15 protein-coding genes are annotated in these 15,839 nt (G+C 57.3%); 10 read left to right on the forward strand and 5 right to left on the reverse strand.

Annotated elements, in window-relative coordinates; translation table 11 throughout:
- Positions 1-7 precede the first annotated feature (7 nt).
- Entirely contained in the window at positions 8-322 is a 315-nt protein-coding gene (locus H8S11_RS07470) for a DUF4491 family protein (protein WP_147570671.1), read from the forward strand.
- Between the two features lie 27 nt (positions 323-349).
- Complete coding sequence (locus tag H8S11_RS07475; protein ID WP_186852710.1) at positions 350-1,294, forward strand: dipeptidase; 945 nt, start codon at positions 350-352, stop codon at positions 1,292-1,294.
- Positions 1,295-1,353: 59 nt separating this feature from the next.
- On the opposite strand, the gene H8S11_RS07480 is transcribed toward H8S11_RS07475, so the two are convergent.
- Positions 1,354-1,896 carry a stage V sporulation T C-terminal domain-containing protein gene (locus H8S11_RS07480; protein ID WP_186852711.1) on the reverse strand — a complete coding sequence of 181 codons (543 nt, stop codon included), beginning with the start codon at positions 1,894-1,896 and terminating at the stop codon, positions 1,354-1,356.
- Between the two features lie 112 nt (positions 1,897-2,008).
- A complete protein-coding gene (locus H8S11_RS07485; RefSeq protein WP_147570688.1) occupies positions 2,009-2,488 on the reverse strand; it encodes a hypothetical protein in 480 nt (159 codons plus the stop codon).
- Between the two features lie 202 nt (positions 2,489-2,690).
- On the opposite strand from H8S11_RS07485, the gene H8S11_RS07490 reads away from it, so the two are divergent.
- The 8 genes from H8S11_RS07490 to H8S11_RS07525 all read left to right on the forward strand — a co-directional run bounded on the left by H8S11_RS07490 (position 2,691) and on the right by H8S11_RS07525 (position 11,845).
- Positions 2,691-4,676: a DNA gyrase/topoisomerase IV subunit B gene (locus tag H8S11_RS07490; protein ID WP_186852712.1), complete on the forward strand. Its 1,986-nt coding sequence runs from the start codon at positions 2,691-2,693 to the stop codon at positions 4,674-4,676.
- 312 nt (positions 4,677-4,988) lie between these two features.
- Complete coding sequence (sdaAB, locus tag H8S11_RS07495) at positions 4,989-5,663, forward strand: L-serine ammonia-lyase, iron-sulfur-dependent subunit beta (RefSeq protein ID WP_147570690.1); 675 nt, start codon at positions 4,989-4,991, stop codon at positions 5,661-5,663.
- Positions 5,663-6,538, forward strand: a complete 876-nt coding sequence (sdaAA, locus tag H8S11_RS07500; RefSeq protein WP_366460984.1) for an L-serine ammonia-lyase, iron-sulfur-dependent, subunit alpha — start codon at positions 5,663-5,665, stop codon at positions 6,536-6,538. The genes sdaAB and sdaAA overlap by 1 nt, the downstream gene beginning before the upstream one ends.
- Positions 6,535-6,963: a hypothetical protein gene (locus tag H8S11_RS07505; protein ID WP_186852714.1), complete on the forward strand. Its 429-nt coding sequence runs from the start codon at positions 6,535-6,537 to the stop codon at positions 6,961-6,963. The genes sdaAA and H8S11_RS07505 overlap by 4 nt, the downstream gene beginning before the upstream one ends.
- A gap of 11 nt (positions 6,964-6,974) precedes the next feature.
- On the forward strand, positions 6,975-9,218 hold the full coding sequence (locus tag H8S11_RS07510; protein ID WP_186852715.1) for a DNA gyrase subunit A: 2,244 nt from the start codon (positions 6,975-6,977) through the stop codon (positions 9,216-9,218).
- 33 nt (positions 9,219-9,251) lie between these two features.
- Positions 9,252-10,124 carry a YitT family protein gene (locus H8S11_RS07515; RefSeq protein WP_186852716.1) on the forward strand — a complete coding sequence of 291 codons (873 nt, stop codon included), beginning with the start codon at positions 9,252-9,254 and terminating at the stop codon, positions 10,122-10,124.
- Between the two features lie 20 nt (positions 10,125-10,144).
- Entirely contained in the window at positions 10,145-10,735 is a 591-nt protein-coding gene (locus tag H8S11_RS07520) for a lactate utilization protein (protein WP_147570694.1), read from the forward strand.
- 30 nt (positions 10,736-10,765) lie between these two features.
- Entirely contained in the window at positions 10,766-11,845 is a 1,080-nt protein-coding gene (locus H8S11_RS07525) for a hypothetical protein (RefSeq protein WP_186852717.1), read from the forward strand.
- 1,099 nt (positions 11,846-12,944) lie between these two features.
- On the opposite strand, the gene H8S11_RS07530 is transcribed toward H8S11_RS07525, so the two are convergent.
- The 3 genes from H8S11_RS07530 to H8S11_RS07540 form a co-directional block, all read right to left on the reverse strand.
- A complete protein-coding gene (locus H8S11_RS07530; RefSeq protein WP_186852718.1) occupies positions 12,945-13,763 on the reverse strand; it encodes a carbon-nitrogen hydrolase family protein in 819 nt (272 codons plus the stop codon).
- Between the two features lie 36 nt (positions 13,764-13,799).
- Entirely contained in the window at positions 13,800-14,465 is a 666-nt protein-coding gene (locus H8S11_RS07535; RefSeq protein WP_186852719.1) for an RraA family protein, read from the reverse strand.
- Between the two features lie 81 nt (positions 14,466-14,546).
- Positions 14,547-15,839: a TRAP transporter large permease gene (locus H8S11_RS07540; RefSeq protein ID WP_207721954.1), complete on the reverse strand. Its 1,293-nt coding sequence runs from the start codon at positions 15,837-15,839 to the stop codon at positions 14,547-14,549.

Below are 15,839 nucleotides of genomic sequence, written 5' to 3' on the forward strand. Positions count from 1 at the left end.
GATCGATATGAATCTGGAAGGTATCATCACCGCTGTATTGTGCTTTGCCTGTATCGGCCTGTTCCACCCTATTGTCATTCGTGCCGAGTACCACTGGTCCGCCCGATGTTGGCCCTTCTTTCTGTTGGCCGGACTGGTTTTTCTTGGGTGCAGTCTGCTGGTAGACAACTCCATAGGTGCCTCTGCCCTGGGGGTGCTGGGGTGCAGCTGTCTTTGGAGCATCTTGGAGCTGAAGCAGCAGGAAAAACGGGTGGCTAAGGGCTGGTTCCCCTCCAACCCCAAGCGGGTTTCTAAGCAGAATAACTCCAGGTCCCACGCATAGAATGAAAAAAACAAAAGGAGGTTCCCCATGCCCGCTTCTGCCGTGTTCGACCTTCACTGTGACACTCTCACCGCGTTTATGGACCCCACCCGCTGCCGGGACACGCTGGACGACCCCCTCTCCTCCTTTGCCCTGTCCAAGATTCCCCAGGGGGTAAGCTGGTGCCAGTGCTGCGCCATCTTTATCCCCGACGGTCTGACCCCAAAGGAGGCCGAGGGCTACTACGCCTTCCACCAGCGCAGTTTTATCCGCCAGATGGGCTGCCTGTCCTCCCAAGTCCTTTCCTGCCGCACCGCCGACGATATCTGTCAGGCTTGGGACTGTGGAAAGGCGGCGGTTATCCTCACTGTGGAGAATGGAGCAGCCCTGGGTGGACGGCTGGAGCGCATAGAGCGGCTGGCCCGGGACGGAGTGCGGATGATGACCCTCACCTGGAACGGAGAAAACGAGCTGGGCTCCGGCCATGAGACGGACCGGGGCCTGTCCTCCTTTGGGAAGGCCGCCGTTCAGGAGTTGGAGCGGCAGGGCATTCTGGTGGATGTTTCCCATCTGAACGACCAGGGCTTTGAAGACCTGCTGGATATTTCGGAAAAGCCCTTTGTGGCCAGCCACTCCAACGCCCGGTCGGTGTGCGGTCACCGGCGCAACCTCACTGACTGGCAGATCAGGGAGATGGCCGCCCGCGGGTGTCTGATCGGGCTGAACTACTACTCCCCCTTCCTTCGCTCTGACGGCTGCCCCGCCGGCCTGGAAGATCTGTACCGCCATGCGGCCCACTTTCTGGACCTTGGCGCGGAGAACTGTCTGGCTCTAGGCTCCGACTTCGACGGAGCCGACCTGCCCCCCTGTCTGGACAGTCCCATTAAGGCGGCGGGACTGTGGGACTATCTGACCGGACGGCGCATCCCCCCCACTCTGGTCCAGAAGATCATGTACCAAAACGCTCTGAATTTCTTCCGGGCCGGGTTGTAACCCCTCTTTTTCTATCAGACAGGCGCAAAAAACCGGGAGCTTCTCGCTCCCGGTTTTCCTTATCCCTCCATATGGCGGCCAAGGAAGCCGGCGATGGATTGGGCCAGCTTGTATTCCACCTCGCCGCCCTCCAGCTCCTCCGGCCGGCCGACAAATACTACGCTGCCCAGCACGTCCCCCTCTGAAAGGATGGGGGCCACGGTGTCCAGGCAGAATTTATCTTCTCCGGTACACAGGGGCAGCGGCGCCTCTCCCCCCTTGTGCTGGTAGATCTGCCGCCCCTCCATGAGCCGTTCCAGTTCAGAGGATACCTGCTTTTCCATCAGCTCGCGCTTGGGTGCCCCGGCTACCGCGATACAGCTGTCCCGGTCGGTGATGACTGTCACCCGGCCCGTGGTCCGGTTCAAGGTCTCACACAGCTGGCCAGCAAAGTCCACCAGCCCGCCCATCAGGGAGTATTTTTTGAAGATCACTCCGCCATCCTTATCTGTGTAGATCTCCAGCGGATCGCCTTCGCGGATCCTCATGGTGCGGCGGATCTCCTTGGGTATGACAACGCGGCCCAGGTCGTCGATCCGGCGCACGATTCCAGTCGCTTTCATCTATGATTTTGCCTCCTGCGGTTCAATTTACTGTGACAGGCATAGTATCTGCTGGAACAGGTCAGATATGCAGAATTTTGGCTGGGTTTGTTTGGCAAAAGAAAAAATTGCGTCAGAGCCGCTCGCCCCGATCCTCTCCCTCTAGTTCTTCCGGAGGCACGCCCAGCAGCAGCAGCGCACCGGCCACCGCCAGGTCGGACATAGCTCTCCCGTCTGGTCCCAGAGGCAGCGGAAACTCCTGCCGCTCCACCACCTGGCCGCCCAGGGTCACCAGTTCCCGCTGGAGGGCAGCCCACAGCCTGTCCCCCTCCCGGCTGGAAATGGTCAGGCTGTCCCGGGGCGAGCTTCCATAGCTCACCGCGCTCGCCGCCCGAAGCCCCTCCAGCATCCTTCCCGCGTCCCCTGGCAGCAGGATGGTCCGACAGGCGCCTGGGAGCTCGGCGCCTTCGGCCGCCGCCTGGGGTGATACCACCAGCAGGGCCGGGTGCTCCAGCGCCGCATACCGCTCTGTCATACCGCCTCTCCGCGAGAGGGCTCGCAAGATACGTCCTTCGATGCCCTCTCCCGACTCGATGACCTGAAAACACTCCATACCCATCCCCCTTTCTCACAGTCTTTGGCGTTCTTATGTCCTTTATGCACCCGGAGCACAGGATGACCTCCCCTTTCCTTGACTTTCCACCGCAATTTTTGGTAATATTATATATAGTGTATGATTGCGCCCTTTTCTATAAAAATGAAATCCCAGACGCCGGCACAACCGGCGGGCTTTGAAATGTGAGGAACAGAATACTATGGCCCAGAAAAATAACAGTTACGGCAACCAATCCATTTCCTCCCTGAAGGGGGCCGACCGGGTGCGTAAACGCCCCAGTGTTATCTTTGGCTCCGATGGGCTGGAGGGCTGCGAGCACGCCGTTTTTGAAATCATGTCCAACGCCATCGACGAGGCCCGGGAGGGCCACGGCGACCTTATCACGGTCACCCGGTTTGAGGACGGCTCGATCCAGGTGGAGGACCAGGGCCGGGGCTGCCCGGTGGACTGGAACGAGACAGAGCAGAAGTTCAACTGGGAGCTGGTCTTCTGCGAGCTGTATGCCGGCGGCAAATACAACAACCTTGACGGGGACAACTATGAATATTCCCTGGGCCTCAATGGCCTGGGCGCCTGCGCCACTCAGTACGCCAGCGAATATTTTGACGCTGTCATCTGGCGGGACGGCTTCAAATACACCCTCCACTTTGAAAAGGGGGAAAATATTGGCGGGCTGAAAAAGGAGCCCACTGACCGGGGCCGGAAGACCGGCTCCACCTTCCGCTGGAAGCCCGACCTGGAGGTGTTCACCGACATCAATGTTCCCGTGGACTACTATCTGGACACCATGAAGCGTCAGGCGGTGGTCAACGCCGGCGTCACCTTCCGCTTCAAAAACCAGGTGGGCAGCAGGTTCGAGACTACCGACTTCCGATATGACAACGGAATCCAGGACTATGTGTCAGAGCTGGTGGGGGAGGATGCACTGACCCAGCCTGTGTTCTGGCAGACGGAGCGAAAAGGCCGGGACCGGGCTGACAAGCCGGAGTACAAGGTGAAGCTGTCCGTGTCCTTCTGTTTTTCCAATCGGGTCCAGGTCATCGAGCATTACCACAACTCCTCCTGGCTGGAGTACGGCGGCTCCCCGGACAAGGCGGTGCGCTCCGCCTTTGTCTCCGCTATCGACGGCTGGCTGAAGGGGCAGAACAAATATACCAAGAGTGAGAGCAAGATCACCTTTAACGACATCCAGGACGCCCTGGTACTGGTCTCCAATGACTTCTCTACCCAGACCAGCTACGAAAACCAGACCAAGAAAGCTATCAACAACAAATTTGTCCAGGAGGCCATGACCGACTTTCTCCGGTCCCAGCTGGAGGTCTACTTCATTGAAAACCCTCAGGAGGCCCAGAAGATCGGTGAACAGGTGCTTATCAACAAGCGGGCCCGAGAGAACGCGGAAAAGACCCGGCTGAACATCAAAAAGAAGCTGACCGGCACCATGGACCTGGCCAACCGAGTACAGAAATTCGTGGACTGCCGCACCAAGGACATCTCCAAGCGGGAGCTGTATATCGTGGAGGGCGACTCCGCCATGGGCAGCGTCAAGATGAGCCGGGACGCCGAGTATCAGGGGATCATGCCGGTCCGGGGCAAGATCCTCAACTGCCTGAAAGCCGACTATGGCAAGATCTTCAAAAGTGAGATTATCACCGACCTGCTGAAGGTGCTGGGCTGCGGCGTGGAGGTAAAGGACAGGCACGCCAAGGACATGGCGGCCTTTGACCTGTCTGCCCTGCGATGGAACAAGGTCGTCATCTGTACCGATGCCGATGTGGATGGCTTCCAGATCAGGACCCTGATCCTTACCATGCTGTACCGCCTCACCCCCACCCTCATCCAGGAGGGGTATGTGTACATCGCCGAATCTCCCCTGTACGAGATCACATGTAAGGAAAAAACCTGGTTTGCCTATTCTGACAAGGAGAAAAATGACATTGTGGCCTCTTTGGAGGGGAAAAAGTGCGAAGTCCAGCGTTCCAAGGGCCTTGGCGAGAACGAGCCTGACATGATGTGGCTGACCACCATGAACCCAGAGACCAGGCGGCTTATCAAGGTCATGCCCGAAGATGTGGAGCGCACCGCCTATATCTTTGATCTGCTGTTGGGCGACGACCTGGCGGGCCGGAAAAGTCACATTGCGGACAATGGGCATAAATATTTGGAGCTGGCGGATATCTCCTAAGCCTTTCTGGATATGCGGAGGCGGGCGCAGTATCAGAAAATGAGGCAATCCCATTGAGTGCTGCCATCATTTGTATCTGGCTGCTCCTATTGGGCATCCTATTATCCAAAGCTGACACCGCTGTTCAAGCACCCTGCTATTTTGAACAATGGCGGCATATATCTGGCGAAGAACGGCGGATGACACTCCAGAAAACCGCCGCCGTCTTTCTAAACGGCTTGGGTATTTTATTCCGGCTCTTTCCGAAACATCTACCCCGCTTCTTATTCTGTTCTGTCTTTCCCACGCCACCTCATAGCGGAGGAATCATCTATGAACCTGTTTGACATCCTGGGGCCTGTCATGGTGGGCCCCTCCAGCTCCCACACCGCCGGAGCGGTACGCATCGGGCGGATGGCACGGTCACTGTTAGGTCAGGAGCCCGTGAGGGCCGAGCTGTTTCTCCACGGCTCCTTCGCCTCTACCGGCGAGGGGCACGGCACCCACCAGGCCCTCATCGCCGGCCTGCTGGGGCTGTCCCCGGACGACGACCGAGTGCCGGGCAGCTTTGCCTTGGCGGAGGAGCGGGGCCTGTCCTTCACCTTCTCCACCCGGGACCTCCGGGACGTCCACCCCAACAGCGTCCTGATCCGTCTGGAGGGGGACCAGGGGGGACAACTGGAAGTAGGTGCCTCCTCCCCCGGCGGCGGCCGCATCCTGGTGTTCCAGGTGGACGGGCTGGACACCTCCTTTACCGGGGCCCTGCCTACCCTGGTGGTCCACAACTCCGACCAGCCCGGCTGCGTCAGCCAAGTCACCGGAGCGCTGGCACAGCGGGGCATCAACGTGGCCACCCTTCAGCTCAACCGGGGTGGGCGGGGTGGTAGCGCAGTCATGGTCATCGAATGCGACCAGCCCATTCCTAAGGAGGCTGCCCAGGCGGTCCGCGCGCTGCCCGGTATCCTGCGGGTCACCCGATATACGCCTGAGTCGGAGGAACGTCAATGATCGAGTTTACTTCTATCCAACAGATGCTGGAGGAGACCAGTTCTTCCGGTCTCCCTCTCTGGGACGCAATCCGTCAGGCAGACTGTCAGCGTCAGGGCATCTCCCCACAACAGTCCTGGGACAAAATGGCCGCCATGCTTCAGGCCATGGAGGACGCGGACAGAAGCTATCAGGAAACGGACCGCTCCCACAGCGGACTGTCCGGCGGCGACGGGGGCAAAATGGCCCGCTATATTCGGGCAGGCAAACCCCTCTGCGGCCCCTTCCTGTCTGAGGTAATGGCCGGAGCCCTGCGTATGGGGGAGTGCAACGCCTGTATGAAGCGCATCGTGGCCGCCCCCACCGCCGGGGCCTGTGGGGTGCTGCCCGCTGTTCTACTCCCCTATGCCAGACAGTTTCAAGCGGGAGCGGACAGGCTGGTAGAGGCTCTGTATGTGGCCTCCGGCTTTGGCATGGTCATCGCCGCCCGGGCCTCCATCTCCGGAGCGGAGGGTGGCTGTCAGGCAGAGATCGGTTCCGCGGCCGCCATGGCCGCCCCCGCCCTGGTCCACCTCCAGGGCGGTACCCCGGAGCAGATGGCAAACGCCTGCGCCATGGCGGTGAAGAACCTGCTGGGACTAGTATGTGATCCGGTGGGCGGGCTGGTGGAGGTCCCTTGTGTTAAGCGCAACGTCATCGGGGCTATGGATGCCCTGTCTGCCGCCCAGATGGCCCTGGCGGGTATTGAGAGCCGGGTGCCTCCCGACCAAGTGCTGGACGCTATGCGTGAGGTGGGCCAGTCCCTCCCACACACCCTGCGGGAAACAGGCAAAGGCGGTCTAGCCGCCACCCCCTTTGGCTTGAGATACACGCCAAAGGAGGCAGATAAACGATGAACCGTTCGTCCCACTTCCTGGTCGTCGCTCTGGCCGCCGGACTCTTTCCTTTTCTCGTTTTCTGGGACGGGTTTCCCATGCTGCCTGTCCTGGACGGCTGTATCACAGCTGCTTCCGCTCTGCTTGGTCACCACTGTCTAGTTTCACAGCGCCTCCCCGCCACCCAGGCCGCCCAAGCTGTGCCCGAGGATGTACGGCGGCGCTGGTGCCGGGTACTTGGCATCCTGTTTCTGACCAACGCTGCCCTGGCCCCCCTGGGGTTTCTTCTGTGGAACATCCTTCGGTTTGATCAGGATCTTATTCTATTGGCTCAAATTTTGAGCTTTTTTCTCCTCTGTCTGGCCAGCCTGATCCCAGTGCGGCAGGCGGCCGGGAAGCGTTCCAGCTCCCAATCACAATATCCTCTTAACAAGAGTGTAAGATAGGACTGATACCAATGGCGAAAAAGAAAGTCCCCGATGAGGGGGCAAAAAAAGTAAATAATCCCAACGTCATGGGTCTGCGGGCCGAGGTGTTGGAACAGCCCATCACTCAGACTTTGGAAGTCAACTATATGCCCTACGCCATGTCTGTCATCGTATCCCGTGCCATCCCGGAGATCGACGGCTTCAAGCCCTCCCACCGGAAGCTGCTGTACACCATGTACCAGATGCATCTGCTGGGCGGTGCCCGGACCAAGAGCGCCAACGTGGTGGGGCAGACGATGAAGTTGAATCCCCACGGGGATGCGGCCATCTATGACACCATGGTCCGCCTATCCAGGGGCTATGGAGCCCTGCTCCACCCCCTGGTGGACAGCAAGGGCAACTTCGGCAAGGTCTACTCCCGGGATATGGCCTGGGCCGCCAGCCGGTATACCGAGGTGCGGCTGGACCCCATCTGCGCCGAGCTGTTCCGGGACATTGACCAGGACACCGTGGATTTTGTGGACAACTATGACGGGAAGCTGAAGGAGCCCACCCTGCTCCCCACTACCTTCCCCAACGTGCTGGTTTCCGCTAACCAGGGCATCGCCGTGGGTATGGCCTCCAACCTGTGCGGCTTCAATCTGGGCGAGGTGTGCGACACCACCATCGCCTTTTTGAAAAACCCGGACCACGATATCATGTCCACCCTGAAAGCCCCTGACCTGCCTACGGGGGGTGAGCTGCTCTATGACGAGGCGGCTCTGGGTGAGATCTACCGCACTGGCCGGGGCTCCTTTAAGGTGAGGTCCAAATGGCGCTATAACAAGGCGGAGAACCTGATCGAAATTTACGAAATTCCCTACTCCACCACCTCAGAGGCCATCATGGACAAGGTCACCGAGCTGGTCAAGGCCGGTAAGGTGAAGGAGATCGCCGATATGCGGGACGAAACCGACCTGTCCGGACTAAAGCTGACTATCGATTTAAAGCGGGGAGCTGATCCGGACAAGCTGATGGCCAAGCTGTTCCGCTTCACCCCCCTGCTGGACAGCCAGTCCTGCAACTTCAATATCCTCATCGCCGGGATGCCACGGGTCATGGGGGTGCGGGAGATCCTGGAGGAGTGGACCGCCTGGCGCATGGACTCGGTCCGCCGTCGTGTATACTACGCCATGAACAAGAAAAAGGAGAAGCTGCATCTGTTGAAGGGTCTGCGGCGTATCCTTTTGGATATCGACCGGGCTATTCAGATCATCCGGGACACCGAGGAGGACGCCGAGGTCGTCCCAAACCTGATGATCGGCTTTGGCATCGACCAGGTACAGGCGGAGTATGTGGCCGATATCCGTCTGCGTAACATCAACAAGGAGTACATCCTCAAACGCACCCAGGAGGTGGACACACTCTCTGACGAGATCGCCGACCTGGAGGACACTGTCAACTCCCCCAAGCGGATCCAGACTCTCATCATTGGGGAGCTGGAGGAGGTAAAGAAAAAGTACGCTGTCCCTCGGCGGACCGACATCGTCTTTGACCATGAGGCAGATGAGGTGATGGCGGTGGAGGAGGAGATCCCTGACTACCCCGTCCACCTGTTCTTCTCTCAGGAGGGCTATCTGAAGAAGATCACTCCCCAGTCCCTGCGGATGTCCAGCGAGCAGAAATACAAGGAAGGGGACGGCCCATATCTCCAATGGGAGGCCTCCAACCGGGACGAGCTGCTGGTCTTTACTGACCGGCAGCAGTGCTACAAGACCCGCCTGTCCGACTTTGATGACACCAAGGCCAGCGTGTTAGGGGACTATCTTCCCACCAAGCTGGGGATGGACCCGGAGGAGCGGGCAGTCTGGGCCTGTATTCCAGGGGACTACTCCGGCCAGCTACTGTTCTTCTTCGAAAACGGCAAGGCCGCGCGGGTGGAGCTGTCCGCCTATCAAACTCAGACCCGCCGCAAGAAGCTCACAGGCGCCTATTCCGACAAGTCCCCCCTGGTGGCTGCCTTCCTGCTCATCGAGGACTTTGAGGCGGCGGTGATCTCCACCGAGGGGCGGTGTGTGGTCTTCCACACCGCCAGCCTAAACCCCAAGACCACCAGGAGCACCCAGGGCGTCAATGTCATGACGCTGAAGCCCAAATACCGGGTGGAGAAAGTGCTGCCGCTGGATCGCACTGCCATCGTCAATGCCGCCCGGTATCGTGCCCGCTCCCTGCCTGTCTCCGGCGCCTTGCTCAAGGAGGAGGACCGGGGCGAGGAGCAGTTGACGCTGCTGTGATCCAGCTCATCTGAATCCAAACGAGGTATCTGAATGGGTAAAAAAGGACTTGGTTCCGCGATAAAAAGCTGTTTCTGGATCGTCGCTGCCTCCGCCATTTTCTCTTTTGGCTTCAATTGGTGCTATGTCCCCAACCAAATCAGTCTAGGCGGCATCACTGGTCTCGGCCAGATCATCAACGCTGCAGTCCCGGCTATCCCAATCGGTATTGCGGTCATAGCGCTGAACATCCCCCTGTTTCTTCTGAGCTGGAAGTACCTGGGCGGCCGTCTGTTGCTGTCCTCTCTCTTCGCCATGGCCGCCACCTCCCTGGGCGTGGACATCGTGGCTGCTATCCACTCATTCCAGCCCATGGACCCTATGTTGGCCAGTGTCTTCGGCGGTGTCCTAATAGGCCTGTCCCTAGGCATCATTCTGCTCCAGGGGGCCACCACTGGAGGCACGGACCTGATTGCCCGGCTCTTGAAGCTGCCCTTCGGTCACCTGCCCATGGGTCGGCTGCTGATGGCGGTGGACCTGGCAGTCATCGCGGCGGTGGCTCTGGCCTTCCGCAGCCTGAACAGTGCCCTGTATGGCATCATCTCCCTCTACCTGTCTACCGTAGTAATCGACAAGGTACTCTATGGCATGGACAGCGCCAAGGTCGCCTATATCATTACTGAAAAGTCCAGCCCCGTATTGGACGGTCTCGTCCACCAGCTGGAGCGCGGGGTGACCGTCCTCCATGGTCAGGGCGCCTGGAGCGGCGAGGAGAAGCAGGTACTCATGTGCGCCTTCAAGCAGCGGCAGATCGTGGCCATCAAACAGACGGTAAAGGAGCTGGACCCCGAAGCCTTCCTGATCGTCTGTGATGCCCATGAGGTCCTGGGCCACGGCTTCCGGCTCTATCATCCAAATGAAATATAGAAAAAGGAAGGAATATTGCGATGACAGATTTAAAAAAGCTGACCGCGAATTTGGAAAAAAAGGGCTACATCGTCCGGTACTTTGATACCCCGCAAGAGGCGGCCGACTATCTGGACAGCAGGATCAACGGCAAAACAGTGGCCTTTGGCGGCTCCATGACATTGAAAAGCATGGAGCTATACCCCAAGCTGTCCTCTCATAACCAAGTTGTCTGGCACTGGGAGGGGGGCGACCTGACGGACGCCATGTCCACCCAGGTGTACCTCACCTCTGTCAACGCGGTGGCAGAAACCGGGGAGCTCATCAACATTGACGGAAACGGGAACCGGGTAGCCTCTACCGCCTTTGGACACCAGGAGGTCTACTTTGTGGCAGGGACCAATAAAATCGCCCCTGATTTGGACTCCGCTCTGTGGCGGGCTAGGAATGTAGCGGCCCCCAAGAGGGCACAGAGTATGGGCAGAAGGACCCCATGCGCGGTGAAGGCCGACCGCTGCTATGATTGCCAGAGCCCGGATCGAATCTGCCGGGTCCTCACTGTCCTGTGGGCGCCGCCCCTAAACCATCCCCATATGGAGGTCATACTGATCGGCCAGGAGCTCGGTATGTAAAACCGGCCGCCAAAGAAAGGCTGTGTACTGATGAAGCAACGATCTCTGGCCTGTCTGGCCATCTCTGCCGCCCTGCTGTTGTCCGGGTGCTCCTCCATGCTGGACCGGGAGTATCTGGACATCACGACCCACAACGCGGCTCCTACCACAGAAGGGGATACCTCCATTCTACGGGCGGACAGCTATCAGGAGCTGGTCAATGTGCTCATCTACATGGTCAGCACCGGGGCGGAGAACGGCACCATCCGTCTGTATATCGACTCTGAGGATGTGGCCAAAGACCTGGAGGATGCCTGCCGTGAGGTGGTTCAGGAGGACCCCTTGGGCGCCTATGCCGTGGAGTACATCAAACACAGCGTGGACTCTATCGTCACCTACTCCGAGGCCCAGGTCCAGATTATCTATCGCCGTACCAAAGAACAGGTGGCCTCCATCGTTTCGGCCACCGGGGCTGCCGCCATCCGTGGCGAACTGGAGGAGAGTCTGGCGTCCTTCGCTCCAGAATCTGTGCTTCGCCTTAGCTATTTTGACGGGGATGAGGCCTACATTTTGGATCTGGTCCGGGAAGCCTATTTTGCTACGCCGGCTACCGCCCTGGATCTCCCTGAGGCCACGGTGGCCTTCTATCCAGACAGCGGCAGTCAGCGCGTGGTGGAGATCAGCCTGCACTACCACCTGGACGAGCAGGAGCTGGTTCACCGCAGGGAAGTTCTAGACCAGACCGTTCAAAAAATGACGGCGATTCTCCAATCTCAGTTCTTCACTACGGAGGAATTACTCCCTGCAGCCGCCCAGGCCATCCATGCCGCCGGCGGATATAATCCAGAGGGTGGGTCCACCGCCTACCATGCCCTGCTGGAGAGGGGGGCCGACGACCAGGGGCTCGCCCTGGCGGCAGCTATGGTCTATAACCGGCTGGATATTTCCTGTCAGGTGATTGAGGGCTCGTTGGACGGCGCCCCCCATTTTTGGAATGTCATTCAACTCCCGGAGAGCCAGTACCACCTGGACCTGTCCCAATATGGCGAGCACGGCTTCTCCCTGTTGTCCAGCGCGGAGATGGAGCAAAGGGGATATCTCTGGGACCCAGAGGATATTCTGCCGCGCTGAGGGTCCCCCATTAACGATTGCAAAATCAAATATAGTAATATAGTAAATTTGATAATCTCATAAATACAGTATTTAGGGACTGTTCATCAAGTAAAAAGCAACTATTTTACCACGAATTTACGATGATTGAATGAGACTTGACATACCAGGGAAAGAGCAGGGGAGATACATCAAGAATGTGTACCTTCCTTTTCTCATGTTACCATTCTGCTTCGCCTTATGTACAAATCTTTGGCATGTGCTCATGGCATTCCATCATATTAATACATTTTCGGCTCACTACTGTTTTGTCACCAGGAATATACTGAGACATTCCTTGATTTTTTCTCCATTCATTATCTTTGAAGCCAAAGTGTTCATTTATTTTTCGTTTCGTCTTCCCTGCCTGGACCATCGCTTCTATTGCAGGTAACATTCCTGCATATGTGTATAATTCCGTTTTCTTATAGCAATACCCCCTGATGTAGTCTATTTTCCTACATCAGGGGCCTTTTTTTACTGTTCGTTTTACTGGGCATCTACACTATGCCAGATGTGTCTATTAAAAGGTTAATTGGCTGGTCTATCCATGCTGTTTTCCTGTCCGATGACAGAACAGTACTTCTTTCATCCCAGATTTAACTGCGGGTAGGACTCGTATCCGGCATCAGAAGCCCACCGGAACGCAACATACTGGCCCCTGTTGCGGTTAGGCGACTCACTACTTTTCCAAGGAACACCTCTCTGCCGGAATCGTTAGTCAGAAGATTTCCGAGGAATCTAAATGTGTGTAACAAGGAGGTACTAACCGGGCTCATGGACTGGGCCATCACAGGGGTAAGCACCACGAAGCCTCTGACAGTAGCAACCAACTGCCAGTCAAAAATCCCATTGTAAGCTCCTCACTCAGAATGAATCAGCTACGCTGATGATCAGAAAGGCCAAGCATAAGCCCGGAAAGCAAGTGTGTCATTTCGGCTTCTTCTTGCGATTTTTCGTCCCAATAAAATAAACAGTTTGGGAAACCTAGCGCAGCACGTTTCCCAAACTGAATATTCAAAGGGCCATATTACGATGATCAAAAGACTTTAGGTTCCGCCTTTGTATACGGATGGTTGGGTCAGATGGTATAGAGTTCGGGGCGGCGGTCTTTATAGGCGGGAAGCTTGGCGCGCACGCGCTCCACACGGTCTAGGTCGATATGGGCACACATCAGCCCTTCCTCCTCGCCAGCGGCTGCTATAGTGACGCCCATCGGGTCCATAACAACGCTTTCCCCGATGAACATTGGGCCGCAGTTGTCGCAGGCCACCATATAGACCGTATTCTCAATCGCCCGGGCGGCGATCAATGTATTGAAATGCTGGCTTTTCAGATCGCCGCGCACCCAGGCGGTTGGCATGATAATAATGTCCGCGCCCCTGGAACGCTGATAACGGGCTACTTCAGGGAACCGGACCTCATAGCAGACAAACAACCCGATCCTACCGAACGGCGTGTCAATGGGCTCAAAAAATTTGTCGCCTGGTTTCATGTTATCAGATTCCTTATACCCAAAGGCGTCATACAGATGAGTTTTGCGGTAGCAGGATACAATTTCGCCGCTGTCGTCCACTACCACAATGGTATTGTAATTGCGGTCATCTTCAGGGTCCTCCACCGCCTCGTTCATGCCAAAGATGATCCAGTGCCCGTACTGCCTGGCCAGCTCACGCATACCGGTGACAAAGGCGCCATCCAGATGCTGGGCAGTCGCCAGCGATACCGCACGGGGCGGGTGGTCTGAAAAGTAGCTCATAAAACACTCGGGGAATACCATCAGATCCGGCTTGTACTTCTCGTTTGCCTCGGCAACCGCCCTTTTAGCCTTCTCAAAATTGACTGTGGGATCTCCGTCTGACGCCAGTTGGGCCAGGACAAAGGTGCTCTGCCGCTTCATTTCTGGTGCCTCCTTCTTGCAATTCATGGCAGATGATTACTTGTCAACCTTACATAGGTCCGCAATCGCGCCCTGGGCGCCAATCTTGACAAGCTTTTCCAGATTGATGAACTTGTCGACATAGCCACCGGCCTCAAAATTCTGCCGCCAGAGAACCTCGTTCTCGTCCTGCTGCTTGGCGTGCAGGACCAGCTCCTCGAACTGGTCCGCAGGGGCACAGACGACGCCGTCTAGGTCACCGTAGACGATGTCGCCGGGGCGGACTACGCAGCCGCCACAGTTCACAGGAATGCCATATTCTCCATCCAGCCCTTTAAAGGTGTTGGTTACGCAGGCGCGGCCAGTGGAAAAGACGGGGAAGTCCATCTCGCGGATGGCGCGGGTATCCGTGTTGGGGCCGTCCACCACAATGCCGGCCATACCTAGCACCTTAGCGGAACGGGCGACCATCTCTCCCAGACAGGCAATCCGCTTATCCCCCATTCGGTCAATCACGATAACGGAGCCCTTTGGGGCCTGCTTCATCGCATAATACAGCATGGCGTTGTCTGTACCGGGCAAACGGATGGTAAAGGCAGGACCGATTACCTTCAAGTGGTCGCTGATTGGGAAGATGCCGGTCATATATCCGCCCTGGACACTGTGCCCAATTTGGGCCGGGTCAGTGGTCAGTGCCAGTTGAAACAGTTCTTCTTGTGTCATAGTTGTGATACTCCTTTTCAAATTTTTGATATATGTTTTCTGGTTCGGGGAAAGTCGGGAAGGACGGCGCGGCCGTCCCCATCATGCCCCCAGCATCGCCATCACGGTATTGGGGACAAAGGTGGACAGAGCTGGGAAAAATGTTGTCAGAATCAGGGCGATGCCTAGTGGGATATACATGGGCACCACGCTTTTGATGACCTTTTCAGAGGGCACGTTGGCCACCCGGGCGACCGCATAGATGCACAGGCCAAAAGGCGGAGTGCTTAGGCCGATCATCAGGTTCATAACCATCATCACGCCGATGTAGACGGGGTCCATGCCAAAGCTGGCGGTGATCTGCAATACGATGGGAGCGGTGAGGATCAGCGCACAGTTGCTCTCCATGAACATACCCATAATCAGCAAGATAATGTTGATCATGATGATGACCACCATGGGCATATGGGCGATGGGGCCCATCAGGGACATGATTTTTTCTGGCAACTGCTCCAACATCAGCGCCTTGGTGAAGATGCCGCCAGCCGTCATGATGACCATAATTGATGCCACAGACTTGCAGGTTTCCTTTACACAGTTGAGGAAGCCTCTCCAGGTGAGGGAGTGATGACACAAGCCCAGGATCAGCATATACAAGACCGCCATACCGCCGGTCTCGCCGGGGCTGAATATACCGGAGAGCATAGTAATCAGAATCAGAACGGGAGCCATCATGATGGGAAGGGCACGCAGGAACAGGATCCCCAGCGGCCGCTCGTCCTTCTTCGTGACGGAAGGCTTGGGCGGGTTGACCAGCTTTCTCTTGTCCACCAGTAGGACATAGATAAACAGGCTGGCAGACATCACAATGGCGGGAACTACGCCGCCCAGAAGGGATTTCACGCTGGAAATCTGAGCCACAGTGGCGTAAAGCACCAGTGGAATGCTGGGCGGGAAAATGGGACCTACGGTGGAAGACGCGATAGTCAGCGCCGCGCCGTATTCCCGCTCGTAGCCCTCCTCCTCCATAGAATCCACGAAGATAGGGCCCAAGCCGCACACACCAGCGATGGCCGCGCCGGACATACCAGCAAAGATTAGGCTCAACACAACCGCTACGCGGGAGGAGTAACCCCGTTTTCCCTTTGCCAGCGCCCGGGCAAAATCAAAGCCGCGGGTGGTCTCTCCCAGCTCGCTGACCAGATTGCCCATAAGGATGAAGGCTGGAACCGCCAGCAGGGAAAAGGACATACAGGACTGATAAAAAGAGTAGCCCACCAGTGCCAGCGACGTGTCGGTCAGGATATAGTATGCGATGGCAGGCAGACCCATAGCCACCACGATGGGGGCGCCGACCCCCAGCAAGGCCACAAAGCCAAGCAACAGCAACAGCAT

It is taken from the genome of Flintibacter hominis (genome assembly GCF_014287965.1).
Lineage (GTDB): Bacteria > Bacillota > Clostridia > Oscillospirales > Oscillospiraceae > Lawsonibacter > Lawsonibacter aceti.